The 25,421-nt window shown below is 71.9% G+C and carries 20 protein-coding genes and 2 pseudogenes; 13 read left to right on the top strand and 9 right to left on the bottom strand.

Annotated features, from left to right (window positions below; all coding sequences use genetic code 11):
* The first annotated feature begins 2 nt into the window (after positions 1–2).
* The 4 genes from mmsA (at position 3) to ABZY20_RS00180 (ending at position 5,867) form a co-directional block, all read left to right on the top strand.
* The gene (gene mmsA, locus ABZY20_RS00195) at positions 3–1,553 is read left to right on the top strand and encodes a multiple monosaccharide ABC transporter ATP-binding protein (RefSeq protein WP_356434320.1); all 1,551 of its coding nucleotides are present in this window, start codon (positions 3–5) and stop codon (positions 1,551–1,553) included.
* Complete coding sequence (mmsB, locus tag ABZY20_RS00190) at positions 1,550–2,794, top strand: multiple monosaccharide ABC transporter permease (protein ID WP_356434317.1); 1,245 nt, start codon at positions 1,550–1,552, stop codon at positions 2,792–2,794. Before mmsA ends, mmsB begins: the two co-directional genes overlap by 4 nt.
* 55 nt (positions 2,795–2,849) lie before the next feature.
* Positions 2,850–3,998, top strand: coding sequence for an aldose epimerase family protein (locus tag ABZY20_RS00185; RefSeq protein WP_356434315.1), 1,149 nt, complete (start codon positions 2,850–2,852; stop codon positions 3,996–3,998).
* Positions 3,999–4,169: 171 nt separating this feature from the next.
* Positions 4,170–5,867 (top strand): histidinol-phosphate transaminase, encoded by a 1,698-nt coding sequence (locus tag ABZY20_RS00180; protein ID WP_356434312.1) that lies wholly within the window; start codon positions 4,170–4,172, stop codon positions 5,865–5,867.
* Between the two features lie 61 nt (positions 5,868–5,928).
* Here ABZY20_RS00180 and ABZY20_RS00175 read toward each other — a convergent pair whose 3' ends face one another.
* Positions 5,929–6,909: an arabinan endo-1,5-alpha-L-arabinosidase gene (locus ABZY20_RS00175; RefSeq protein ID WP_356434309.1), complete on the bottom strand. Its 981-nt coding sequence runs from the start codon at positions 6,907–6,909 to the stop codon at positions 5,929–5,931.
* A gap of 96 nt (positions 6,910–7,005) precedes the next feature.
* Positions 7,006–7,486, bottom strand: a pseudogene (locus ABZY20_RS00170) (ATP-binding protein).
* A gap of 139 nt (positions 7,487–7,625) precedes the next feature.
* Between ABZY20_RS00170 and ABZY20_RS00165 the strand changes: the two are divergent.
* From ABZY20_RS00165 to ABZY20_RS00155, 3 genes and pseudogenes are all read left to right on the top strand, one after another.
* Positions 7,626–7,952, top strand: a pseudogene (locus ABZY20_RS00165) (Scr1 family TA system antitoxin-like transcriptional regulator); the annotation flags it as partial.
* Positions 7,949–8,131, top strand: a complete 183-nt coding sequence (locus ABZY20_RS00160) for a DUF397 domain-containing protein (RefSeq protein WP_356434307.1) — start codon at positions 7,949–7,951, stop codon at positions 8,129–8,131. The pseudogene ABZY20_RS00165 and the gene ABZY20_RS00160, both read left to right, overlap by 4 nt.
* Positions 8,132–8,231: 100 nt before the next feature.
* On the top strand, positions 8,232–8,795 hold the full coding sequence (locus ABZY20_RS00155) for a dihydrofolate reductase family protein (protein WP_356434304.1): 564 nt from the start codon (positions 8,232–8,234) through the stop codon (positions 8,793–8,795).
* Between the two features lie 112 nt (positions 8,796–8,907).
* Here ABZY20_RS00155 and ABZY20_RS00150 read toward each other — a convergent pair whose 3' ends face one another.
* Entirely contained in the window at positions 8,908–9,561 is a 654-nt protein-coding gene (locus ABZY20_RS00150) for a DUF4360 domain-containing protein (protein WP_356434302.1), read from the bottom strand.
* A gap of 347 nt (positions 9,562–9,908) precedes the next feature.
* On the opposite strand from ABZY20_RS00150, the gene ABZY20_RS00145 reads away from it, so the two are divergent.
* Positions 9,909–12,866 carry a beta-galactosidase gene (locus ABZY20_RS00145; protein WP_356434299.1) on the top strand — a complete coding sequence of 986 codons (2,958 nt, stop codon included), beginning with the start codon at positions 9,909–9,911 and terminating at the stop codon, positions 12,864–12,866.
* Positions 12,867–12,904: 38 nt separating this feature from the next.
* Here the strand turns inward: ABZY20_RS00145 and ABZY20_RS00140 are convergent, their stop codons facing one another.
* Positions 12,905–14,419 carry an alpha-N-arabinofuranosidase gene (locus tag ABZY20_RS00140; RefSeq protein ID WP_356434296.1) on the bottom strand — a complete coding sequence of 505 codons (1,515 nt, stop codon included), beginning with the start codon at positions 14,417–14,419 and terminating at the stop codon, positions 12,905–12,907.
* A gap of 406 nt (positions 14,420–14,825) precedes the next feature.
* Here ABZY20_RS00140 and ABZY20_RS00135 point away from each other — a divergent pair, with 406 nt between their 5' ends.
* Genes ABZY20_RS00135 through ABZY20_RS00125 form a run of 3 tightly spaced genes read left to right on the top strand, consistent with a single transcriptional unit; the run spans position 14,826 to position 18,054 of the window.
* Positions 14,826–15,437, top strand: coding sequence for a toxin-antitoxin system, toxin component family protein (locus ABZY20_RS00135; protein WP_356434293.1), 612 nt, complete (start codon positions 14,826–14,828; stop codon positions 15,435–15,437).
* Entirely contained in the window at positions 15,434–16,654 is a 1,221-nt protein-coding gene (locus ABZY20_RS00130) for an MAB_1171c family putative transporter (RefSeq protein WP_356434290.1), read from the top strand. The genes ABZY20_RS00135 and ABZY20_RS00130 overlap by 4 nt, the downstream gene beginning before the upstream one ends.
* On the top strand, positions 16,651–18,054 hold the full coding sequence (locus ABZY20_RS00125) for an FAD-dependent monooxygenase (RefSeq protein ID WP_356434288.1): 1,404 nt from the start codon (positions 16,651–16,653) through the stop codon (positions 18,052–18,054). The genes ABZY20_RS00130 and ABZY20_RS00125 overlap by 4 nt, the downstream gene beginning before the upstream one ends.
* A gap of 9 nt (positions 18,055–18,063) precedes the next feature.
* Here the strand turns inward: ABZY20_RS00125 and ABZY20_RS00120 are convergent, their stop codons facing one another.
* The 3 genes from ABZY20_RS00120 to ABZY20_RS00110 all read right to left on the bottom strand — a co-directional run bounded on the left by ABZY20_RS00120 (position 18,064) and on the right by ABZY20_RS00110 (position 20,402).
* A complete protein-coding gene (locus ABZY20_RS00120) occupies positions 18,064–18,672 on the bottom strand; it encodes a dihydrofolate reductase family protein (RefSeq protein WP_356434285.1) in 609 nt (202 codons plus the stop codon).
* A gap of 108 nt (positions 18,673–18,780) precedes the next feature.
* Positions 18,781–19,632, bottom strand: coding sequence for an SMP-30/gluconolactonase/LRE family protein (locus ABZY20_RS00115; RefSeq protein WP_356434283.1), 852 nt, complete (start codon positions 19,630–19,632; stop codon positions 18,781–18,783).
* Positions 19,629–20,402, bottom strand: a complete 774-nt coding sequence (locus tag ABZY20_RS00110) for an IclR family transcriptional regulator (RefSeq protein WP_356434280.1) — start codon at positions 20,400–20,402, stop codon at positions 19,629–19,631. The genes ABZY20_RS00115 and ABZY20_RS00110 overlap by 4 nt, the downstream gene beginning before the upstream one ends.
* A gap of 224 nt (positions 20,403–20,626) precedes the next feature.
* Here ABZY20_RS00110 and ABZY20_RS00105 point away from each other — a divergent pair, with 224 nt between their 5' ends.
* Complete coding sequence (locus tag ABZY20_RS00105; protein WP_356435963.1) at positions 20,627–22,651, top strand: TerD family protein; 2,025 nt, start codon at positions 20,627–20,629, stop codon at positions 22,649–22,651.
* A 39-nt stretch (positions 22,652–22,690) separates the two neighbouring features.
* Here the strand turns inward: ABZY20_RS00105 and ABZY20_RS00100 are convergent, their stop codons facing one another.
* Both ABZY20_RS00100 and ABZY20_RS00095 read right to left on the bottom strand, forming a co-directional pair.
* Positions 22,691–23,935: a helix-turn-helix domain-containing protein gene (locus ABZY20_RS00100; RefSeq protein WP_356434277.1), complete on the bottom strand. Its 1,245-nt coding sequence runs from the start codon at positions 23,933–23,935 to the stop codon at positions 22,691–22,693.
* 3 nt (positions 23,936–23,938) lie between these two features.
* Entirely contained in the window at positions 23,939–24,091 is a 153-nt protein-coding gene (locus tag ABZY20_RS00095; protein ID WP_010042314.1) for a hypothetical protein, read from the bottom strand.
* Positions 24,092–24,305: 214 nt separating this feature from the next.
* Here ABZY20_RS00095 and ABZY20_RS00090 point away from each other — a divergent pair, with 214 nt between their 5' ends.
* On the top strand, positions 24,306–25,301 hold the full coding sequence (locus tag ABZY20_RS00090) for a DUF3068 domain-containing protein (protein ID WP_356434274.1): 996 nt from the start codon (positions 24,306–24,308) through the stop codon (positions 25,299–25,301).
* Positions 25,302–25,421: the final 120 nt, after the last annotated feature.

The raw sequence follows: 25,421 nt of genomic DNA, 5'->3' as shown, positions 1-25,421 counted from the left end.
CCATGGCGGGACCCGTCCTGGAAATGCGCTCGATCGTCAAGACCTTTCCCGGCGTCAAAGCGCTGTCGGACGTCACGCTGACCGTCCGGCAGGGCGAGGTCCACGCCATCTGCGGGGAGAACGGCGCCGGCAAGTCGACCCTGATGAAGGTCCTCTCCGGCGTCCACCCGCACGGCACCTACGAGGGGGACATCCTCTTCGAGGGTGAGGTCTGCCGGTTCAAGGACATCCGGGCCAGCGAAGAGCGCGGCATCGTCATCATCCACCAGGAGCTGGCCCTGGTGCCCTACCTCTCCCTCGCGGAGAACATCTTCCTCGGCAACGAGCACGCCACCCGGGGGATCATCAGCTGGACCGAGACCCTGCGGCACGCCACCGAACTGCTGCGCCGGGTCGGCCTGTCCGACCACCCGGACACCCGCGTCGCCGACATCGGCGTGGGCAAGCAGCAGCTCGTGGAGATCGCCAAGGCGCTGTCCAAGAAGGTGAAGCTGCTCATCCTGGACGAGCCGACCGCCGCCCTGAACGACGAGGACAGCGGCAAACTCCTGGATCTCATCCTGGAGTTGAAGAAGCAGGGCATCACCTCGATCATCATCTCCCACAAGCTCAACGAGATCCGCAAGGTCGCCGACTCGGTGACGATCCTGCGCGACGGCCAGACCATCGAGACCCTCGACGTGAAGGCGCCGGAGACCACCGAGGACCGGATCATCAGCGGCATGGTCGGCCGCGACCTGGAGCACCGCTTCCCGGAGCGGACTCCGCACGAGCCCGAGGAGGGCGCGGCCCCCGCCCTGGAGATCCGGGGCTGGACCGTGCACCACCCCATCGACCAGCAGCGCAAGGTGTGCGACGACGTGTCGCTGCACGTGCGCCGCGGCGAGATTGTCGGTATCGCGGGCCTGATGGGCGCCGGCCGCACCGAGCTCGCGATGAGCGTCTTCGGGCGGACGTACGGCCGGTACGCGGGCGGCACGGTCCTCAAGGACGGCAAGGAGATCCGCACCAAGTCCGTCCCCGAGGCGGTCAGGCACGGCATCGCCTACGTCACCGAGGACCGCAAGCACTACGGCCTGAACCTCATCGACACCATCAACCGGAACATCTCGCTGAGCGCCCTGGGCAAGGTCGCCCGGCGCGGTGTGGTCGACGAGCACGAGGAGCGGCAGGTCGCCGAGGGCTTCCGCAAGTCCATGAACATCAAGGCGCCGACCGTCTTCGAGCCGGTGGGCAAGCTGTCCGGCGGCAACCAGCAGAAGGTCGTCCTCAGCAAGTGGATCTTCTCGGGTCCGGACGTGCTGATCCTGGACGAGCCGACGCGCGGGATCGACGTCGGCGCCAAGTACGAGATCTACACGGTCATCGACCAGCTGGCCGCCCAGGGCAAGGCGGTCGTCTTCATCTCCTCCGAGCTGCCCGAGCTGCTCGGTATGTGCGATCGCATCTACACGATGGCCGCAGGCCGGCTGACGGGTGAGTTCTCGCGGGCCGAGGCCTCCCAGGAATCGCTGATGCGTCAGATGACGAAGGACAAAGAGGTAACCCGATGAGCACGGACGTGACCGCCAAGACGCCGGCCCCCGCGCCGGCCGGCAAGCCGGGGGCGGGCGCCGGCGACGGACTGCTGGCGCTGGTGCTGGAGGGCATGCGCCGCAACATGCGGCAGTACGGCATGCTGATCGCGCTCGGCCTGATCGTGGTCCTGTTCGCCGTGTGGACCGACGGCGACCTGCTGCTGCCGCGCAACGTCTCCAACCTGGTGCTGCAGAACAGCTACATCCTGATCCTCGCGATCGGCATGATGCTGGTCATCATCGCGGGCCACATCGACCTGTCGGTCGGCTCGCTGACGGCGTTCGTCGGCTCGATGGCCGCCGTGTTCATGGTCAAACACGACATACCGTGGGTGCTCGCGGTGCTGCTGTGCCTGGCCGTGGGCGCCATCGCGGGTGCCATCCAGGGGTTCTTCATCGCCTACGGCGGCATACCGTCGTTCATCGTGACCCTCGCGGGCATGCTGATCTTCCGCGGACTGACGGAGATCTTCCTGGAGGGCCAGACCCTCGGCCCGTTCCCGGAGGGCCTGCAGAAGGTCGCCAACGGCTTCCTGCCCGAGGTCGGCCCGGAGACGAACTACCACAACCTCACGCTGCTGCTGGGCCTCGCGATGATCGCCTTCGTGATCTTCCAGGAGGTCCGGGACCGCAAGCGGCAGCAGGAGTTCGCGCTGGACGTCCCGCCCGCCAAGCTGTTCCTGCTGAAGCTGGTCGCGATCGGCGCCGCCATCCTCACCCTGACCATGCTGCTGGCCAGCTACAAGGGCGCCCCGATCGTGCTGCTCATCCTGGGCGTGCTGCTCGTCGGCTTCGGCTACGTCATGCGCAACGCGATCATCGGCCGCCACATCTACGCCATCGGCGGCAACCTGCCCGCGGCCAAGCTGTCGGGCGTGAAGGACAAGAAGGTCACCTTCCTGGTCTTCCTGAACATGGGCATGCTCGCGGCCCTGGCGGGTCTGGTCTTCGCCGCCCGCTTCAACGCGGCCTCTCCCAAGGCCGGCCTCAACTTCGAGCTGGAGGCGATCGCGGCCTCGTTCATCGGCGGGGCGTCGATGAGCGGCGGTGTCGGCACCGTCCTCGGCGCGATCATCGGCGGCCTGGTCCTGGGCGTGCTGAACAACGGCATGAACCTCGTCGGCATCGGCACCGACTGGCAGCAGGTCATCAAGGGCATGGTGCTGCTGGCGGCGGTCGGCTTCGACGTGTGGAACAAGCGCAAGGTCGGTTCGTAAGTCAGATCGGGGCCCCGCCGGACGGCGGGGCCCTCTCCTTATACGGGAGCCGCACATGGAACTGAACAGACGCACGGTCATCGCGGGAGCCGCGGCGGCGGGCATGGCCGCCACCACGCTCGGCGGCACGGCACACGCCACGGGAGGCAGGAAGCCGGTGAAGACGCTCTTCGGCAAGCTCGCCGACGGCACCAAGGTCCACAGCTGGTCGCTGGAGAACGGCGGCACCCGCCTGAAGGTCCTCTCCTACGGCGGCATCGTCCAGTCCCTGGAGATCCCCGACCGCCGCGGCCGCCACGCCAACGTCAGCGCCGGGTTCGACAACCTCGACGACTACGTCGCCCAGAGCCCCTACTTCGGCGCCCTGATCGGCCGGTACGGCAACCGCATCGGCCAGGGCAAGTTCACGCTCGACGGCAAGGACTACCAGCTGTCGGTCAACGACGGCGAGCAGAGCCTGCACGGCGGCGCCAAGGGCTTCGACAAGCGCGTGTGGGACGTCGAGCCGTTCGCCGAGGGCTCCGACGTCGGCCTGCACCTGTACTACACGTCCGTCGACGGCGAGATGGGCTACCCGGGCACGCTCAAGGCGAAGGTGACGTACACCCTCACCCGGAACGGCGCGTGGCGCATCGACTACGAGGCCACCACCGACAAGGCCACCGTCGTCAACCTCACCAGCCACGTCTACTTCAACCTGGCCGGCGAGGGCAGCGGCACGATCGAGGACCACGAGCTGCAGATCGCCGCGTCCCGCTACACGCCCACCGACGCGGGACTGATCCCCACGGGCGAGCTGGCCCAGGTCGCGGGCACGCCCTTCGACTTCCGCCGGGCCAAGCCGATCGGCCGGGACATCCGCGTCTCCCACCCGCAGCTGGTGACCGCCAAGGGCTTCGACCACAACTGGGTCCTCGACAAGGGCGTCACCGCCCGCCCCGAGCACATCGCCACCCTGCGCGACCCGGCCTCCGGCCGCACGATGAAGATCGCCACCAACGAGCCGGGCCTGCAGTTCTACTCCGGCAACTTCCTCGACGGCACGCTCACCGGCCCGTCCGGCCGCACCTACCGGCAGGGCGACGCGCTGTGCCTGGAGACGCAGCACTTCCCGGACTCGCCGAACAAGCCGTCGTTCCCGTCGACCGTGCTGCGGCCCGGGCAGACGTACCGGACGACGACGGTCCACACGTTCGGCTGCTGAGGCACCCGGACGGTCTTCACACTCCGGGCACGAATTCCGACCGGTTTCCCGACAGTTGAACAGTGCCGGCGTGGACTCCGTATCCATGGGCGGCCCGCGCTCCCCCGCGCGGGCCGCCCTTGAACGTCGGGTCCGTCCGTCCCCAGCGGATCCGCCTCATACGGAGGTTCCATGGCCGACAACGTCACGTCGCTGTTCCGCAGCACCGCGGCACACAGCCCTTCGATGGCGGCGTTGACACGCGAGGGCGGCGACGGAGCCGGGCCGGTGGACTTCTGCATTCCCTGCAACCCCTATTTCCCCACCCCGGCCATGTTCGAGGACATGGCCGGCAGGCTGCGCGACATCATCACGTACTACCCGAGCAGCGCCGACACCATCACGGCCGAGCTGTGCAGCCTGCTCCAGCTTCCGCCGCAGTGCGTGGCGATGGGCAACGGCTCCACCGAGCTGATCACGTGGATCGACCACCTGCTGGTCCGCGAGTCCCTCGCCGTCCCCGTCCCCACGTTCGGCCGCTGGACCGACCAGCCCATGGAGACCGGCAAGCGGGTCGACATGTTCCCGCTGCAGGAGTCCAGCGGCTTCGCCCTCGACCTCGCCCAGTACGCCGAGTTCATCCGCGCCCGGGGCACGCGCGTCGCGGTGATCTGCAACCCCAACAACCCCGACGGCGGCTTCCTCCACAAGCACGCCGTCGTGCAGTTCATGGACGCCATGGCCGACCTCGACCTGGTCGTCATCGACGAGTCCTTCCTGGAGTTCGCCGACGCCGAGGCCGAGCCCTCCGTCGTGCAGGAGGCGATGCTGCGGCCGAACGTCGTCGTGCTGCGCAGCCTCGGCAAGAACTTCGGCCTGCACGGCATCCGCTTCGGCTACCTCGTCGCCAACCCGGCGCTCGCGGGCCGGGTCCGCTCGATGCTGCCGAAGTGGAACCTCAACTCCTTCGCCGAGCACGTCGTCTTCATGCTCAAGGAGCACGGCGACGAGTACGCGCAGAGCCTGCAGCAGGTGCGCCGCGACCGGCTCGACATGGCCGCCCAGCTGTCCGCGCTGCCCGGACTGACCGTCTACCCCTCGCAGGGCAACTTCCTCTTCGTGCGCCTCCCCGTGGGCGCCGAGGGAACCGTGGTCCGGGACCGGATGCTCACCGAGCACCGGATCCTGGTCCGCGAGTGCGGCAACAAGATCGGTTCGTCCAGCCGCTTCCTGCGTCTCGTCGTGCGCCCCCAGGTGGACGTGCGTCGCCTGGTGTCCGGCCTGGAACAGGTGCTCTACGGGACGTCCAGGAGGGGAGCCGCCGTACCCGAGCTGGGCAACGGGACCAGCTACAGCTCGGGTACGGCGGCGGTGGACCGTCTGGTGAGCGAGACGAACGGGTCGGGGATGCGGGGGCTCGCCGCGCAGGCGGTGGGACCGGCCCCCGTTCCCGCCGCGCCGGCCGCCGTCGGCACGGGTATGCCGCTCCCCGCCGCCGCGTCCGCCGGGCCGGCGGGCGGCGGTGGAGGGATGCCGGGGCCGGCGGCGCCCCAGCCGATGCCCGCGGCGCCGCAGCCGGTTCCGCAGCCGGTTCCGCAGCCGGTCCCGCAGCCGGTCCCGCAGCCCATGGCCGCGCCGGCTCAGCCGTTGGCGCCCGCGGCGCAGGCGCCGGCCCAGCCGCTCGCCCCCGCGCAGCCGCTGGCCCCGGCGGCGCAGATGCCGGCCCCGATGCCCGCGGCCACCGGTCCGACGCCGCCCGGGGTCCCCGCCCGGGGCGGGCTCACCGCCGCGCAGGTCAGGGGGACCAACGGGCTCACGCCCGCGCCCGCCACCGGGTGGCCCGCCGCGCAGAGCTGGCCCAGCGCGGCGGGGATGGGCCAGGCCGGGTAGCGCGGCGGGTGCGGACGGCCGCGACCGTCCGCACCCCTGCCCGCCCATGCCCCTGAGGGGATCAGTAGGCGACGGGCCAACCACTGCTCCAGTTCAGGAGGTTGACGCCGAGCTTGGGCGTGCCGTTGTCGTTGCCGTCGTAGTAGTGGTAGACGATCAGGTCGCCGTCGATGTCCTTCAGGATCGACTGGCCGCCGGGGCCGATGACGCTGCCGTGCGATGCGAGGACGGGTGTGCCGCCGTTGTTCATCAGGTCGACGCCGTTCCTGTCGCGGTAGGGCCCGGTGACGCCGGCGGCGCGGCCGACCTTGACCTTGTACGTGGAGCCGGTCCCGTTGCAGCAGGTGTCGTACGAGGCGAACAGGTAGTAGTAACCGCCCCGCTTGACGATGAAGGGCGCCTCGACGGCCTTGGTCCCGGTGGGCCGGGAGGCGAGCGAGTACCGGGTGGTGTGGGAGCCGAGCTGCTTCCCGGTGGCCGGGTTGATCTGGATCATCTTGATCCCGGTCCACCAACTGCCGAACGACAGCCACCACCTGCCGTCGTCGTCGACGAAGAGGTTCGGGTCGATGGCGTTGAAGTCGCTGGCGGAGTTCGAGGTGTGGACGGTGCCCTGGTCGGTCCAGCTGCCCGGCTGACCGGTGCCGGAGGTCGCGAGGCCGATGGCGGAGGTGTTCGAGCCGAACGTGGAGACGGAGTAGTACATCAGGTACTTGCCACCCTGGTACGAGATGTCCGGCGCCCAGGCCTCCGGGACGGAGGAGTAGGCCCGCCACCAGCTCGGCCGGGCGGTGAAGGCGTCGGCGCCGTTGCGGAAGGCGGTGCGGTCACCGCTGGTCTTGTGGGCGATGCCGCCGCCGGTGGCGTAGAGCAGGTACTGGCCGGACGGGGTGCGGATCATCGACGGGTCGTGGGTGACGACGTCGCCGGTGACCCGGCCGGGGTCGGGGTAGGCGGACGCGGTGCCCGGGACCAGGGCCAGGAGGGCGGCGGCGGGGAGGGCGAGCAGAGCGGTGCGCCTGCGCAGGGGGATGCGGCTCATGCGGGGGGCCTCCTTGCGGTGGGGGTGGACGGCTGCTCGACATCTCGAACAGTGCTCGCAAGTGCGAACGGACCGTAGAATCGAACCGCTTGCGCGTCAATGGTCCCCGCGACCGCAGGAACTGGTCACCAGGTCGACCTCCGCCCGCACCGTCTTGCCGGGCGGCTCGCGGTCGAGCACCTCCCAGCGGTCGGCGAACGCCTCGACGAGGACGAACCCGCGGCCGTGCTCGTCGAGGGGCTGAGGCGGCCGTACGGCACCGGGCGCGGGCGGACACGGTGGCCCACTGCGCGTGTCCGCCACCTCGATCCGGGCACAGCCCGGCACGAGCTCCAGCCGCAGCGCGAAGTCCTGCCCCGACACACGCCCGTGCGTCACGGCGTTGGCCGCCAGCTCGGCCACGATCGCGGCGACGGCGTCGGAGACGTCCATGCCGTAGGGGATGCCCCAGGAGTGCAGCTGGTTCAGCGTGAGCCGGCGGGCGAGCCGCGCCGCGCGGAGTGGAGCTGAGGCGCTGCTGGAACACACGTACGGTGACCGAAGGTTGGGCGGTGCTGCGGGTGATCGGCGCTGTCATGCGCCGAATGTGACGCGCTGGGGCGGTGATTCACCAGGCCGGAGCCGCGTACGCTGCGGCGGCTACGCGGTCACGGACTGGACAGTACCGGTGACGGCCCGTGACCATGCTGCGGGAGGTGACCGGCAGTGGTCGATGGCACGCCTTCCTACGGCGAACAGGTGGGGTGGAGGTCACGCGCCAGCTGATTGACCACGCACTGGAGATCGCCGGGTTACGAAACGTCGAAATCCAGGTCATGCCACTGATGCAAGGGGCGCATGCGGGCTTGGCGGGCCCCATGCAACTGCTGGAAACACCTGAGAACCGATGGTTCGCCTACAACGAAGGCCAGCGTGGCGGGCAGTTCGTCTCTGACCCGAAAGAGATCAGGGTGCTTCAAAGGCGTTATGCCAGGATGCGTTCACAGGCTCTCACCCTCGAAGATTCCGTGAGCCTGTTGCAGCGGATGCGAGGAACCCTATGAGCACCGTCGAACTGACCTGGTTCAAGTCCAGCTACAGCAGCAGCGGCGGCGGCGACTGCGTCGAGATAGCCACCCGCCCCGGCACCATCCACATCCGGGACTCCAAGCACCGTCAGGGTCCCGAACTCCGCCTCTCCCCCACCGCCTGGTCCGCCTTCCTCGCGCACGCCGGCAGGTAACCGCCGGGGCCGCCCGCTTCCCGGCAGTGTGGCGCGTCGCGATGAGTTCCGCGGCCTCCGCCGGTCGTAGTGTCGGATCCGCGACCGAGGAGGTCTTCTCATGCGCAGCGTGACCTATTCGATGGGCGTCTCGCTCGACGGGTACATCGTCGGGCCCGACGGCGACTTCAACTGGACGGTGCCCAGCCCGGACGTCTTCCGCTTCTGGATCGAGGACATCCGGCAGGTCGGCGTCCACCTGATGGGGCGGCGGCTGTACGAGACGATGCTGTACTGGGAGACCGCCGAGCAGGAGACCTCGCTCGACGAGGCGGAGCGTGAGTGGACCGCGCTCTGGAAGCCCCTTCCCAAGGTGGTGTTCTCCACCACGCTGTCGTCCGTGCAGGGCGCCGCCCGCCTGGCCTCCGGCAGCCTGGCGGAGGAGATCGAGCGGCTGCGGGCCGAGCCGGGAGAGGGCGAGATCGCGATCGGCGGCGCCACCCTCGCCGCCCAGGCGGCCGATCTGGGCCTGATCGACGAGTACCGGGCCATGGTGTACCCGGTGCTGGTCGGCGGCGGCATCCCCTTCTTCCCGCGCAACGAGCGCCGGGTGGATCTCGAACTCGTCGAGACCCGCACCTTCGGCGCCGGTGTCGTCTTCCTGCGCCACCGCGTGTCGCGTTAGGCGGCGGGTGGAGCACCCACGCGGTCTCCCGTACGGCACCGGGGGCCGGCTCCTGCACCGGCCCTCGGCCTCTCGCCGGCCCGGCCACCCCTGCGGGCGGCCGGTCAACCCGTCACGATCTGCCCGGGCACTCCTTCCACGCCATGTGGTAGACGGTGCTGATGTCGCCGTCCGTGGAGTCCATCGTCATGAAGCTGACCTTGTCGGCCGACTGCGTACCGGCGTTGACGCGGATCTCGGTGTTGATGTTGAAGTTGCGCTGCACACCGCAGGGTGCGTACACGAGCTGGGCCCAGTCCGTCTCGTCGGTGGCCTGCCAGTTGTCGTTGTAGGGGCCGCTGAAGGGGTGGCTGCGGTAGGCCGTGCTGGAGGAGCCCTGGAAGTAGTACGAGGCTCGCTGGGTGGCGCTCGCGCCGGGCTGGAGCGCGGCGAAGCCGCGGTAGTCGGCGCTGGCGATGGCGTACGTGAAGCCCTGGGGCACGTGGACGATCAGGCTGAGCTGGCAGTTCTTGCGGAACGCGGTGGGGTCGGAGCTCCCGCCCGCCTGGGCGAGGTAGTCGCTGTAGGTCACCGTGAAGGCCGTGTTGTCCTCGGAGACGGCGACCGCGGTCGTGCCCTGGGGGCAGCCGGAGCCGTTCACGGTGGCGACCTTGATGACGATCTTGTCCGGGGGCGGGTCGACGAACCCGGAGGACGGGGGTTGCGCGGGAAGTGCGCTGGTGAGGAGCGCGGCGATCGCGCCGCTCAGGAGCAGGCCACCGGCCATGGTTCTCCCATCCGTTCGTGGGGGGTGGATCCAACCTGGTCATGCGCACGTCAAAACGACGCCGCACACACCCCCGGTCCGTGAACCCTGTATGAAGGTGCTGTGAAGGCCGGGAGCGGTCGCATCGTACGCAGGGCGGCAGGGGTCGGCCAGTGCGGTGTCCGGCCATTCACACTGGCGGAAATCACACCGGACCCGCCCTCCGGGCGAGCGGTGTCCCCAGGCGCATAAGGTGCACCACGCGGCACTTCGCGGCACCACGCGGCACCACGCGACCCCCGCGGGCACCCTGCGGGGCACCACGCCGCACGCGGCATCACAGCACGGCGTACACAGGAGGCGCTCCCTTGGAGCTCAGCAGGCGTACCTTCCACGCTCTCGCCGGTACGGCGACGCTCGGCCTCGCGCTGACCGGCAGCGGGTCGCCGACCTCCGCCCACCCGGCCCGCCCGGTCCGCACCGGCCCGCCCCCGCCGGTGCCGCACGCGGACGGCATGCGGCACGAGGTCGCCTTCGACCGGCACTCCCTCGTGGTCGACGGCCGCCGGCTGGTCCTCTGGTCGGGCGAGATGCACCCCTTCCGGCTGCCCAGCCCGTCGCTGTGGCGGGACGTGCTGGAGAAGATGCGGGCCCACGGCTACAACGCCGTCAGCGTCTGCGTCGCATGGAATTACCACTCCCCCGCCCCGGGCCGCTACGACTTCACCGGTGTGCGGGACCTGGACCTGTTCCTGCGGACGGCCGCGGAGACGGGGATGTACGTCATCGTGCGGCCCGGCCCGTACATCGGCGCGGACGTCGACGCCGGCGGCTTCCCCGGCTGGCTGACCGCCACCGAGGGCACGGCCCGCACCTCCGACCCGACGTATCTGCGCTACGTCGACGAGTGGCTGACCGCCGTCAACACCATCGTCGCGGGGCGCCTGTTCACCCGGGGCACGGGCACGGTGCTGCTGTACCAGATCGAGAACGGCTACGACGCGCACGCGGGCGAGTCCGCCGGGCGCGCCTACATGGCGTACCTGTACGAGAAGGTCCGCGCCGACGGCGTCGACGTGCCGCTGTTCCACAACGACACGGCACGCGCGGGGCATTGGGCCCCGGGTTCGTTCGACACCCGCGGCGAGAAGGGGCGCTGGCTGTACGGGTTCGGCGGCGACCCCGAGCCGGACCGGGTGCCGCCCGACTGGCGGCACGTCGCAGCCGGCGGGGCCGCGGCCGGTGCGCGCACGCCCGGGTTCCTGCCCGAGTCGGGCGGGGGACGGCCCGACCCGTGGGGCGGCGCCGAGCCGGGCGGCGAGGGGTACGCCGAGGCACGCCGCACCCGGGACGCCGCCTACGAACGACGCGTCTACCTCACCCACCTCGCCAACAGCATCACGCTGCACAACGTCTACATGACGTACGGCGGCACCTCCTGGGGCTGGCTGCCCGCCCCGGCCGTCTACACCTCGTACGACTACGGGGCCGCCTTCGACGAGGCCCGCAACGCCACACCGAAGCTCGCCTCCATGCACCAGATCGGGCAGTTGCTGCGGCACGTGCCCGACCTGGCCCGGCTGGAGCAGGCGAAGGAGGTGCGCGCCACCGACGGGCGGATCAAGGTCTACCACCTCGTCAACCCCGACACCGGCGCCCATGTCTACGTCCTGCGCAACGACACCGGCGAGGCGGTCTCCTCGACGCTGCCGCAGGCCGGGATCGACGTGCCGGTGACCGTCCCGGCGCGGGACGCCAAGCTGATCGCCACCGGACTGAGGCTCGGGCGGCGGACCCTGGTGTACTCCTCCGTGCAGCCCATGCTGAGCCTGACCGCGGGGCGGCAGGACATCGCCGTGTTCGCGGGGCGCCGGGGCGATCTGGCGCAGGTCGTACTGGAGTGCGCGGACGAGCCGACGCCGATGCGGCTGGACGCGGAGCCCGCCTGGGCCTACAACCTCGGCAAGCTGAACGTCAGCGCCCCGCTCGGCGCCGGCGGACTGAGCCGGGTGCGCGTCGAGGGCGACGGCGTGGACACGCCGATGCTGCTGCTGTTCGCCGACGACGCCACGGCCCTGCGGCTGTGGCCCTACGAGACGCCGTCCGGCCGGCTCCTCGTCTACGGCCCGGCCCTGCTGCGGTCGGCCGAACTGCGCGGCTCCACCGTCCACCTGACCGGCGACACCATCGGCGAGACCGGCCTGGAGGTGTGGGGCCCGCCCGGCCTCACCCACGTGACGTGGAACGGGCGCGCGGTGCCCACCCGGATCAGCGCCTCCGGCAGCCTGCTGGCGCTGCGGCCGCTGCCGGGCGTGACCCGGCCCGCCCTGCCCGCCCTCGACGGCTGGCGGCGGCGCACCGAGAACCCGGAGTCCGAGCCGGACTTCGACGACTCGGCGTGGACGGTCGCCGACCGGAAGACCACCTTCAGCACCACGCCCGTGCCCGGCGGGCAGCCCGTGCTGTTCGCCGACGACTACGGCTTCCACTACGGCGACGTCTGGTACCGGGGCACGTGGACCGGCGACGGTGACGTCACGTCCGTGTCCCTGGCCTACAGCACGGGCACGCAGGGCCTGCTGATGGCCTGGCTGGACGGCGAGCCGCTGGGCACGCACCGGATGCCGGTGCCCGGCAAGGCCCGCGCGCGGCGGGGGACCTGGACGGCGAAGGCCGCCTTCACCCTGCCGGAGGAGCTGCGCGAGAGGCTGCGCGAGCGGGGCCGGGGGCGGCATGTGCTGTCCGTGCTCGTGCGGCGGACGCAGCACGACCTGGACGGCGCGGCGCGCGACACCCACAAGGCGGCGCGCGGCCTGACCGCCGTCACCTTCGAGGGCGCCGGCCCGGAGGTGACCTGGCGGATCCAGGGCGCCACCGCGCCCGACCCGGTGCGCGGACCCATGAACAACGGCGGCCTGTACGGGGAGCGCGAGGGCTGGCACCTGCCGGAGCACGACGACCGGGACTGGAAGGACGTAGAGCTGCCCCGGTCCGACCGGCGGCAGGGCGTCACCTGGTACCGCACGGGCTTCCGGCTGGACGTCGACCCGGGCGTGGACGCCTCGGTCGGCCTCGTCCTCGACGACGATCCCGGCCGGGCCTACCGGGCGCAGATCTTCCTCAACGGCTGGAACCTCGGCCAGTACGTCAACGACGTAGGGCCGCAGCACACGTTCGTGCTGCCGAACGGGATCCTGCGCACACGTGGTGCCAACACACTGGCGCTCGCCGTGCTGTCCGACGGGACCACACCCTCCGGGCCGGGGGACGTGCGGCTGACGCTGCTGGGTGCCGCGGCCGGAGGGGTGCCCGTGAAACCGGTGTGACCCGGCGCCGTTGACCCGGCGCCGTTGACCCGGTGCCGTCACGCCAGCCGGATCACGTTCCAGGACAGCGGCTCCAGGACCGCGTGCAGCGTGCCGTCCCGGAGCGCCGTGCCCTCGACCGGGTGCGGGGTGACCCGGTCAGGCGCGTGAAGTGTGTTGCGGGCGCCGGGGTCGGCGTCGGCGAGGGCGCTGTGCTCGACGACCGAGGTCAGGCCGAGGCCGTTGAGGGTGACCTCCAGCGGCAGCGCCCCGGTGCGGCCGCGGTTGACGGCGAACACGGTGACGGTGCCGTCCTCGGCGCGTACGGCGGTGGCGTGCAGCAGGTCGGTCTCGCCGTACTTCCTCGTCCCGTACGTGGGTGAGTCCACGCGCACGTCCAGGACCTGCCCGCGGCCGTACCTGGAGGCCTGCGCGAAGGGGAAGAACGTGGTCTGCCGCCAGGCCGGGCCGCCCGGCTCGGTCATGATCGGGGCGATGACGTTGACGAGCTGGGCGAGGCAGGCGACGGTGACGCGGTCGGCGTGCCGGAGCAGCGCGATCAGGAGCGAGCCGAAGACGACGGCGTCGGTGACGCTGTAGTTGTCCTCCAGCAGGCGCGGGGCCTCGGGCCAGTCGTCCTGCTCGAAGGTCCTGGCGCGGGCCTCCCACTCGGGCAGGTACCAGACGTTCCACTCGTCGAAGGAGAGGTTGATCCGCTTCTTCGACTTGAGTTTCGCGCCCACGTGGTCGGCGGTGGCGACCACGTTGTCGATGAAGGACTCCATGTCGACGGCGGAGGCGAGGAAGGAGTCGAGGTCGCCGTCCTCGGGCCAGTAGTAGGCGTGCAGGGAGATGTGGTCGACGAGGTCGTAGGTCTCCTCCAGGACCGTCGCCTCCCACGCGGCGAAGGTCGGCATGGACTGGCTGGAGGAGCCGCAGGCGACGAGTTCGACGCCGGGGTCCTGCTGGCGCATGGCCCGGGCCGTCTCGGCGGCGAGGCGGCCGTACTCCTCGGCCGTCTTGTGGCCGGTCTGCCAGGGGCCGTCCATCTCGTTGCCGAGGCACCACAGCCGGATGCCGAACGGGTCCTTGTCGCCGTGCGCGACGCGCAGGTCGGACAGGGCGGTGCCCCCGGCGTGGTTGGCGTACTCCTGGAGTTCCAGGGCCTCGGCGACGCCGCGGGTGCCGAGGTTGACGGCCATCATCGGCTCGGCCTGGGGCCCGATCTTGCGCAGGAAGTCGATGTACTCGGACAGGCCGAAGCGGTTGGTCTCGGTGGAGTGCCAGGCCAGGTCGAGGCGGCGGGGGCGGTCCTCGGCGGGGCCGACGGAGTCCTCCCACTTGTAGCCGGAGACGAAGTTGCCGCCGGGGTAGCGGACGGCGGTCACGCCGAGTTCGCGGACGAGGGCGAGGACGTCCCCGCGCAGGCCCTTGTCGTCGGCGGTGGGGTGGCCCGGTTCGAAGACGCCGGTGTAGACGCAGCGGCCGAGGTGTTCGACGAAGCTGCCGAAGAGACGGGGGTTGACCTCGCCGACCACGAAGGCGGGGTCGAGGGTGAAGCGGGCGGTGTGCATGGTCGCCTTTCGGGGTGGGTGGTTCTGTTTCGGTGGCGGCCGCGGGCCGGTGGGGGTCGGTCGTGCGGTTCCCCGCGCCCCTTCGGGCGCGGTACCACTGCCCTGCCGGGCCCGTGTGGGCCACGCCCGGCATCAGGCCGCCCGGCCATCGGCTGGGTCCACTGGCTCGATCGATGACGAGAATGCGTTCGCTATTTCGAATGGTGCTCGCGACTTCGAACGGGACCGTAGGTTCGAAGCGCCCGCGCGTCAATGGCCCCGGCCCGGTTTCGGGGCCGGACCGGGCACGCGGCAGCGGTCGTTCACCGTTGAACGCCGGACGTCCGATCGCATGACGCGCGCACTTTCGGGCGCGTAGTCTCGGACGCGCTGCCAAGCCGTCGGCCGGTGGTGAGAAGGGGGAGCGATGGACATCGCGGGCGCGCGGACGCTGGCCGCCCGAGTCGCCGCCGCGCTCGGGCGCTCGCGCAGCGGCGCCGCCATGCGCGGACTGGCCGCCGAACTCGCCATGGCGGTCCGGTCCAGACCCGAGTCCCCCGCCGGGGTAAGGGAGTTGTGCCGGGCGCTGTGCGAGGAGATGAGCGCGCGGCGCGGCGGACGGCCGGTGGAGCTGCGGTTCGAGCGCTTCCCCGACGAGATCGAAGTGACCGGCCTGTGGGTGGAGTTCCAGGACTTCGACCTGGTCATCGTGGAGGAACGGGCGGAGGCGGTGCAGCAGTTGGTCATCCTCGGCCACGAGCTGTGGCATCTGCACGCGGGGCACGGCCATCACCACGTCGCGGGTGCGGCGGCCGCCCGGGCCCTGGACCGGGAGCCCGGCTGGACGTCGGTGGCGCTGACGGTGGCGGCCCGCGACGGCTCGCGCGAGCGGGACGAGGCCGAGGCCGACGCGTTCGGGCACCGGCTGGCGGCCGTGTTCCGCTCCTTCGCGGACGGCTCCGGCCCGAGCGAGACGGACGCCGCCCTCGACCCGGTGCGGCGCGCGATGGGCTACCGGCGGCACGGAGGCGCGCGATGAGCCACGCACGGGACGTCCTGGACGCGTTCTCCGTCTCCTTCTGGCTGCCGATCGGGGCGCTCACCGTCGCCCTGGTCATCAAGCTCCCCAGCCTGGTGAAGATGTGGCGGGACCCGATGCTGCGGGCCGTCGGCGGGCTGCTGCTGTTCGCCTGCGCGGTGTTCGTCTTCGCCTCGCCGTCGGTCATCGGCTGGACCAACCGCGTCACCGGTGTGCCCAACATCGCGGCACCGCTGGTGTACTCGCTGCTGACGGCGCTGTGCGCGTCCTGGCTGCTGCTGATCGTGGCCTGGCGCAACGGCCTGTCCGACCGCTCGGCGTCGACGCGCCGGGCCGCCCGCTGGGTCGTCTTCGCCTACGCCGGGGTGGTCGTCGCCCTGTGGGTGCTGTTCTGGCTCGCGGACGTGCCCGTGGAGCGCCGCCAGGACCTGGACACGTACTACGCGAACACGCCCTTCATGCGCGAGGAGATCCTGCTCTACCTGCTCGCGCACACCGTGGCCTGTTCGGTCACCGCCCGGCTGATCTGGAACTGGGTGCGCACCGACGGCCTCGACGCCTGGCTGCGCTGGGGCCTGCGGTTCCTCGGCGTGGGCTATGCGACGAACCTGCTCTTCGACGCCGCCAAACTCACCGCCGTCGGCGCCCGGCTGACCGGCCACGACCTGGACTGGCTGAGCACCTACGTCGCCCCCTCGGCGGCCTGCGTGTCGGCCACCATGGTCGCGATCGGCTTCATCATCCCGCACGGCGGCCAGTACCTGCACGAGCGCTGGCGCACCCGCCTCGCCCACCGGCGGCTGCGCCCCCTCTACCTGCTGCTGCGCACCGTGCACGGCGGCGGCGCCCCGTTCGCCCCCCGCGCCACCGGCGAACTGCGCCTGATCCGCCGCGAGACGTACATCCGGGACGTGCTGCTGCAGCTCTCCCGGCACCTCGACGAAGGGCTGCGGGAGCGTTCCTACGCCGCCGCCGTGGACCTCGGGTTCGAGCCCGGCCGGGCCAAGGCCCTGGCGGCGGCCGTGACGATCCTGGACGCCGTCGCCGCCCGGGAGCGCGCCCCGCGCACCGACGCCGCCGCCTCCCCGTCCGGCCCCGACACCACCTATCTGCTGCAGGAGATCCAGGCCGTGTCCCGAGCCCTGCGTCATCGCGACCACATCGAGGCGGTACGCTCGCGCGCGGCCGCCCCCGGGAGAGAGAACGCGCCCGCATGACTGAAAGACCCACCCCCGCCGGAACCGCCGTCGTCCTGGGGGGATCCCACTCCGGCATGCTCGCGGCCCGCGCCCTGGCCGGGGTCGCCGGCCGCGTCGTCGTCGTGGAGCGCGACACCCTGCCCGCCGCTCCGGGCCCCCGCAGGGGACTGCCGCAGGCCCGGCACGCCCACATGCTCTGGTCCGGCGGGGTACGGGCCATGGAGGAGCTGCTGCCGGGGATCACCGCGGAACTCCGGGAGGCCGGGGCCAACCGGCGCCCGGTCACCACGGACGTCGTCGCGCTGGGCACGCACGGCTGGTTCCGGCGCTGGGCCGAGTCCCACCACGTGATCCTGGCCGGGCGGGACCTGCTCGACGCGACGGTCCGCGCGCGGGTCCTGGCCGACCAGCGGATCGAGGTCGTCGAGCGCGCGGAGGCGGTGGGCCTCACGGGCACGGGCCGGGCGGTGACGGGGGTGCGGATCCGTCAGGACGGCGGTGCCGAGCGGACGCTGGCCGCCGGTCTGGTCGTCGACGCCTCGGGCCGCGGCTCCCGGGCCGCGCAGTGGCTGTCGGACCTCGGGCTGCCCCACGCCGAGCAGCGCGAGGTCGACGCGGGCCTGGCCTACGCCAGCCGCCTCTACCGCGCCCCGGCCGCGGCCCGCGCCGACTTCCCGGTCGTCAACATCCAGCCGGACCGGCGCGAAGGCGGGCCCGGACGGGCCGGTTTCCTGCTGCCCGTCGAGGACGGCCGCTGGATCGTCACCCTGTGCGGCACGCGGGGCGGCCGGCCCTCCTCCGAGAACGACGACTTCGTCCGCTTCGCCCGCGAGGAGCTGCGCCATCCGCTGATCGGCGAACTCCTCGCCCAGGCCGAGCCCTTGTCGGACGTGTCCTTCACCCGCACCACCGTCAACCGCCGGCACTTCTACGAGAAGATGACGTCCTGGCCTGCGAACTTCGCCGTCCTCGGCGACGCCCTCGCCGCGTTCAACCCGGTCTACGGCCACGGGCTCGCGGTCGCCGCCCAGAGCGCCCTGCTGCTGCGCGAGACGGTACGGCGGCACGGCTGGGCCTCGCCCGGGCTGTCCCGGCGGATCCAGCGGGCGGTGGCCCGCCCGGTCGGCGCCGCCTGGGACCTGGCCATCGGGCAGGACGTGTTCTACCCCGGCGCGACGGAGCACGGCCCCACCCTGCGGGACCGGCTGGTGACCGCGTACGTGGACCGGCTGATGCACACGGCGACGGGCAACGGCCGGATCGCGCGCCGCGTCACGGACGTGACGTCGCTGGAGCGCAGGGCCGAGGTGCTGCTGGCCCCGTCGGTGCTGCTGGCGGCGCTGGTCGGCCCGCTCAGACCGCCGCTGGGCGGGCCGCCGCTGACGCCCGCGGAGCGCAAGGCGGCCGGGCTGGGCTGAGGGCCGGGCTCAGCGCAGCACGCGGTAGGTCACGTGCGTGACCTGGCTCGCCGGGCGGGACGCCACCTGCTCCAGCCGCAGCGGCGGGACGCCCTCGAACAGCCGCGTGCCGGCGCCGAGGGTGAACGGCACGATGTGCAGCCGCAGTTCGTCGACCAGTGCGGCGGCGAGGTACTGGTTGACGGTGGTCGCGCCGCCGAGGACCGAGACGTCGCCGTCACCGGCCGCCTCCCGGGCGCGGGCCAGGGCCTCCTCGATGCCGTCGGTGACGAAGTGGTAGGTGGTGCCGCCGTCCATCGGCAGCGGGGCGCGCGCGTGGTGGGTGAGCACGAACACCGGGGCGTGGAACGGCGGGTCCTCGCCCCACCAGCCGTTCCACGGCCGGTTCCACGCGCCGCGCACCGGGCCGAACATGTTGCGCCCCATGACGAACGCGCCGGCCGTGTTCAGCCGGTCGATCTCGGCGCGGTTCTCCTCGGGGGTGTGGAACATCCAGGCGTGCAGCCGGTCGCCCGTCCCGTCACCGCCGTCGTCCCCGAAGGGCCGTTCCTCGCTCTGGTGCGGTCCGGCGGTGTACCCGTCGACCGACATCGTGATGTCACAGACCACCCTGCCCATGGGCCTCTCCTCCTCGACGGCCGGCGGGAGCCGGCGCGTGGGAGCAGCATCCCGGAAGCCCTCCGCGCGGGAGGACCGCACACACCGGGAGGGCGGTCCTTCGGCGCCCTAGCCCGCGAACGCGGGCTGGGGCAGCCCCTTGCCCGCCGCCGGGACCACGAACAGGGAGCCCGCCAGGGCGGGGGGTTCCGCCAGGCCGACCCGGGCCGTGGTGACGTACAGGTCGGTCAGGCCGGGGCCGCCGAACGCGCAGGCCGTCACCAGGGGCACCGGCAGTTCGATCACGCGGTCCAGGGCGCCGTCGGGGGTGTAGCGGCGTACGGCCGCGCCCTGCCACAGCGCGACCCACACGCATCCGTCGGCGTCCACCGTCAGCCCGTCGGGGAAACCGGCGCCGTCCTCGATCACGGCGAGGGTCCGGCGGCCGGTGAGCCGTCCGTCCGCGTGGTCGAAGACGTCGATCCGGCGCGTCGGGGAGTCGATGTAGTACAGCAGCCGCCCGTCGGGGCTCCAGCCCGTGCCGTTGCTGACGGCGACGTCGTCCAGGACGACCTCGACCGTGCCGTCGCCGGTCACCCGGGACAGCGTGCCGCCGCCCGGCGCCTCGTCGTAGCGCATGGTGCCCGCCCACAGCGAGCCGTCGGGTGCGACGGCGGCGTCGTTGGCGCGGCGGCCCGGGACCGGCTCGCGGTGGAGCCAGCGGAAGCCGTCGCCCGGGTCGAGCAGCCCGATGCCGTCGCGCAGGTTCAGCACCAGGCCGCCGCCGGCGCGCGGCTTGACGGCGCCCACGTGCTGTTCGGTGCGGCGCGTGGTGCGCCGCCCGGTGGCGGGGTCGTAGGTGTGCACACGGCAGCCGAGGATGTCGATCCACAGCAGCCGGCCCGACGCCGCGTCCCAGGTCGGGCCCTCGCCGAGCTCCGCCTCGGCGCGTACGGCGATCTCGTACGGCCGGGTCGTCATGCCACGCTCCGGTGGCCGAGGTGCTCGGACAGCTCGGCGGCGCCCTTCACGGCGAGCTGCTCCAGCTCGGCCCGGCGCTCCTCGCTCCAGCGGATCATGGGCACGGAGATCGACAGGGCGGCGACGACCTGCCCGGTGCGGTCGCGGACCGGGGCGGCCACGCAGCTGACGTCCGGGTTGGACTCGCGGCTCTCCACCGCGATGCCCCGCTCGCGGATCCGGGCCAGGGTCTCGCGCAGGGCGGCCGGGTCGGTGATGCTGTTGGGGGTCATCGCGACCAGCTCGGCGCCGTCGGGGATCCGCGCGGCGAGCTCGTGCTCGGGAAGGGAGGCGAGCAGCATCTTGCCGACGGAGGTGCAGTGGGCGGGCAGCCTGCGCCCGGCCGCCGACACCATCCGCACGGCGTGCGTGGAGTCGACCTTGGCGATGTAGATGACGTCCGTGTCCTCCAGGATCGCCACGTGCACGGTCTCGTCGCAGGTCTCGGCGACGGACCGGGCGACCTGCTGCCCCTCGGCGGCGAGGTCGAGCTGCTCGGCGTAGCGGGCGCCGAGCTGGTACGGGCGCACGCCGAGCCGGTAGCGTCCCGGCTGGCCGGGCACGGGGACGATGTACTTCCGGGCGGCGAGCGTGGTCACCAGCTCGTGCACGGTGGTGCGCGGCAGCTGCAGCCTGCGCACGATGTCGGGGGCGGAGAGCGTCCCGTCCCCGTCGAGGAAGAGCTCGAGAATGTCGAGAGCCCGGGTCACGGCTGGTACGAGGCGTCCCACGACCGGCCCCCTCCCTAATGTGTTCTCAGCGCCCGCGTTCGAGATTTCAACAGGCGATCGGCATGACGAACACAGGCTAGCCATAGAGGTATGCCCCGGCAATGGGCAGGCCTGGAGCGGACGGAAACCGACGAGCACCCCACGAGCACGCTGCGTGCACATTAAAGTGCCGATGTGCGACACGTCACAGGTGTCGCAGAGGTGGGGGGTTTCCTGTGCGTGACATGACCATGGGCTCGAACGTGTCCCTGACGGCCCTGAGCGAGAACGTCGGCTCCGCGATCGTGAGCCTGGGCTGGTCCAGCCCGACCGGGGAGGGCGACGCCGATGTGTCCGTCCTGCTTCTGGACGGGAACGGCAAGGTGCGCAGCGACGCCGACTTCTACTTCTACAACAACCCCGTGGCCGCCGACGGCAGCGTGCAACTGCTCGGCAAGGAGCCCACCGGCGACGGCAGCGAGGACCGGATCAGCTTCGACCTGACGGCGGTCCCGGCCGAGGTGGAGCGGATCGTCGTGGCCGCGAGCCGCTACGAGGGCGCCCGCTTCGGCGAGCTGGACGACGTGCGCGTGACGCTGGCCGACGCGGGGGGCGAGAGCCTCCTGCGTTTCGTCGTCGCGGACCCCGGCCAGGTGAGCGCGATCATCTTCGGCGAGTTGTACCGGCGGGGCGAGGAGTGGAAGTTCCGGGCCGTCGGGCAGGGGTACGAGAGCGGGCTGGCGGGACTGGCGACGGATTTCGGCGTCGACATCGAGGACGACGAGGCGGAGCCCGCGGCGGCGGTCGCGGAGGAAGCCGCCGGCTCCCTCACGCCCGACGACCCGCCGCAGGCACCGCCGCAGGCGCCGCTGGACGCCGTCCCGGCGCCGCGTCCGCCGGCCGACGAGGAAGCCGCTCCGAAGAAGCGGACGGCCCGTCCCCGGACCGCGAAGAAGAAGGTCACGCCACCGAGGGCACCGGTGAAGAGCCTCGCGGAGAACGACTCCTGGAGGCAGGCCCGGCTCTTTCCGGTCTCGACGCTCAAGAGCGACCGGGACCGGGAGACCCGTGCCACCTCGGTGCTCCTGTCGGTGATGACCCAGGTGCCCCGTTTCGGCCGACGCATCACCGCCCCGTTCGGTGCGCCGTCCGGCCGGATGGAGACCTTCACCGAGGTCTCCCTGCCGCACGGGGACACCCCCAGGCGCCCCGACGGCGTGATTCGCGTCGAGCGCGCCGGGAAGCTGTGGACGGCACTCGTCGAGACCAAGACCAACGGCAATGCGCTGAAGTCGGACCAGGTGCAGGCCTACATGGACATCGCGGCCCGACGGGGCTACGAGGCCGTGATCACCCTGTCGAACGACGTGGCGCTGGAGGGCAGCCCGCTGGTCGACGTGAAGATCGACCGGCGGCGCAAGCACCAGGTGGCGCTCTGGCACCTGTCGTGGGCCGAAGTGGCCCATCAGGCACAGATGCTGATCCGGCACGAGGGTGTCGGCAACGCGGCGCGCACCTGGCTCCTGCAGGATCTGCTCCACTACCTCCAGCACGACAACTCCGGTTGCCACGGCTTCCAGAACATGGGCTCGGCGTGGGTGCCGGTCCGCAACGGCATCAATGACGAGACCCTCTGCCAGGGGGACCCCCGCGCCCTGGAGGTCGTCGAGAGCTGGGAGCGGCTCGTTCGCCAGGTGTGCCTGCGGCTCGGGGGCGAACTCGGGCAGAAGGTGCTGCCCGCTCAGCGCACCAGGCGCGGCATCGATCCCGGGGCCCGGCGAGCCCGCCTGGCGGACCAGCTGTGTGTGGACGGCAAGCTGCAGGCGGAGCTGCGGGTCGAGGGCGCGCCCGGACTGCTCGGCATCACCGCGGATCTGCGCACCGCCAAGCTGCGCACCTCCGTGGAGATCCCGGCTCCCGAGCAGGGCTACCCCCTGACCTGGGCCAAGCGCCTGATCCGCCGTCTCGCCGAGGCCCCGGCGGACCTGCACGTCGAGACCCTGGTGGAGGGTGAGGCGGGCGGTCCCCGGGGGACGCTGGAGCGGCTGCGCCCCGAACCGGCCGATCTGCTCCCGAAGGACAGCGCCACCCGCATCACCGGGTTCCGCCTGTCTCTCTTCAAGGGCATGGGCAGCGGTCGCGGCAACGCGGAGTCCGGCTTCATCCGCAGTGTCGACGACGCCGTGCACCGCTTCCACACCTCGGTGGTGGCCCACCTGGACGCTCCCGCGTCCGGGCGGGCCGCGGTCAGGGAGCGGGCCGCGGTGTGACGGCGGGGCGGTGAGCCTCGCCGGGCGCACCGGCCCGGCTCACCGCCGCCCCCGCACCACCCCCAGCTCCCCCCGCAACCGCTGCGCCCGCAGGACCAGTTCCAGTTCGAAGCGGCGGTCCGGGTCGTCTATCTCGTCGCCCCAGAGTTCGCGGATCTGGCGCAGGCGGTAGCGGACCGTCTGGGGGTGGACGCCGAGGCGGGTGGCGACCTCGGGGGCGCCGCCTCGGGTCTCCAGCCAGGCCAGGAGGGTCTCGGCGAGGCGGCGGCCGTGGGTCGGGCCGCAGTGGGTCAGGGGGGCCAGGCAGCGCAGGGCCAGGTCGTCGATCAGTTCCTCGGGCTGGAGGAGGACCAGCGCCTCGGTGTGCTCGGTGCAGTGCAGGACCTCGCCCGAGGGGAGCAGCTTGCGTTCCATCAGGCGCACCGCCGCCTCCGCCCAGCGCAGCGACTTCGCCGCGTCGGCCAGGGGGACGGGCGGGCCGATCGCGCCGGACCAGCCGGTCAGGGCGCGGTGCAGCAGTTCGTGGCGGCCCGCCGCGTCCGGTTCGGGGACGACCATGCGGGGCTGTTCGTACTCCATGTCGAGCAGCACGCCCTGGCCCACGGCGGGGGCCACCGCCTCGCGGGCCGGGCGCAACAGGACGCCGACCGCGACCTTCTCCGGCAGCGGCCAGCCGATGCGGGCGGCGCGTTCGGTGAAGGCCTCGGAGGGGTCGCCGCGGTGGTGCTCGGCCAACAGCAGTTCCATCAGGCGGCGTTGCAGGCGCAGGCGTTCGCCGGCCTGGCGGGCCGCGGCCTCGGCGTAGCCGCGCACCGACTGGTCGACCAGGCCGTCCAGGTACTCGTAGCCCGCGTCGACGAGTTCGTACATCGCCGGGGGCGGGATCTCCACGCGCTGGCCGATGTCGGCGAAGCGGCGCCAGGCCAGGCGTACGCCCATGCGGTAGATGGCCTGCAGGGAGTCGAGGGAGCGGCCGTTGAGGCCCTCGCCGCGGCCGAAGTCCTGGAAGACGCCGGGCGGGACGGTCGGGCGTCCCTCCGAGTGCTCCAGGTGCTGCACGAAGACCTCGATGGCACGGCGGATGCCGACCAGGGCCATGGGTTCGCCGGAGTCGTCGAGGACGACGGGCAGGTGCGGGTACTCGCGCTGGATCTCGACGAGGATCTCCTCGGCCAGCGCGGGCGCCTCGGCCATGGCGATCGCCGCGAAGCGGCGCACCTGGAAGCGCGGTACGTCGTGCCAGGCCGAGCGGGTGGTGACGGTTCCGGTGCGGGCGGCCGTCATCCGTCAGCTCCCCTGCCCGGCCTGCTCGTAGGTGATCAGGGGCGTGTTCGGCTGGTCGGGTGTGGCTTCGAGCAGGGCGACCACGCCGAGCGCGGCGCCCACCGCGAGGGCGGCGGCCAGCGCGACGGTGAGTGCCGCGGCGAGCAGTCTGGACATCGCAGGGTCAGCCTCTCTGTCCGGATTCGTCCGGAGGTCGTCCGGAGATCGCCCCACCCGGCGTCCCGTCCCTGCCTGTCCCGCCCCAGTCTCGACAAGCATTGACACCCCGTCAAGAGCCGCCTACGGTTCCCGGCCCAGCCGCACGCGCCGTTTCCGCCGCCGTGCCGGCCTTTCCGTACGTCGAGCCGTCCCAAGCCACTGGAGTGCCCGGATGCGCCGTACAACCTCTCCCTTTTCCCTGGTCCTGCTGGGTCTCGGCACGTTCCTGCTGGTGCTGGCGCCCCTGCTGGCCTGGTACGTGCAGCCGCGTGCCGCGGTGAACCCGATCGACATCGACACGACCGCCGTCTACACCGGCACGGGCAGCGTCTTCGACACCGACCGGATCGAGACGGTGCCCGGCCGGAAGATCACCGTGACCCAGCGGGTGCGGGGCAACGTCGAGGCAAGCGAACGCAGCGGCAACGCCGTCTGGGACGTGACGACCACGGTCGACACGGACAAGTCGCTGCCGGCGGCCGACCCGCACGACGCGCTGGACTTCACGCCGCACCGCTGGGTGATGGACCGCAGGACCACCCGGCCCGTGCACTGCTGCGGCGAGAAGCCCCACATCGAGGGCGAGGCGTACCTGAAGTTCCCCTTCGACGTGCAGAAACGCTCCTACCAGTGGTGGGACAACACCCTCGGCGACACGGTCGTGCTGCGCTACCGCGGCACCGAGAAGGTGCAGGGCTACACCGGGTACCGGTTCACCGGCTCGGTGGAGCCGACCAGGACCGGCACCCGGATGGTGCCCGGCACCCTCGTGGGCCGGCCGGAGCGGCCGCAGGTGCTGGCCGAGGAGTGGTACTCCAACCACGGCTTCGAGCTGGTCGTCGACCAGGCCACGGGCCGGGTGCTGTACGCGCAGACCGGGCCGAGGCGGACCCTGCGGGCGCCGGGCGGGACGAAGGACGCGGCGGTGCTCCTGGACAGCCGGAAGGTCGCCTTCACCACCGAGACGCAGCGGGAGGCGGTACGGCAGGCCGAGCGGGACAGCGGCATGCTGCGCATGGTCGGGACGACGCTGCCGATCGGCGCCGGGGTGGCGGGGCTGGTGCTCGCGGTGGCGGGCGGCGTTCTGGTGGCCCGTGGGCGGAAGGAGCCGGAGCAGCCCGTTCCGTCCGATACGGCCGGTACGCCCCAGCCCACGCTCACGATGTGATGTGACGTCAGTTCTAACAAAGCCCGAATTTGTCACGTCGGTGAGTAGCCGTGGGGAACGTCCGGGCGAAAACTGTCCAACCCCACCCGAGCACATCCCGTCCACACTCCCCTCCCAGGA

It is taken from the genome of Streptomyces sp. NPDC006624 (genome assembly GCF_040611555.1).
Taxonomy (GTDB): domain Bacteria; phylum Actinomycetota; class Actinomycetes; order Streptomycetales; family Streptomycetaceae; genus Streptomyces.
Note: the sequence above shows the minus strand (reverse complement) of the source record. Positions and strands in the feature narration are given on the sequence as shown.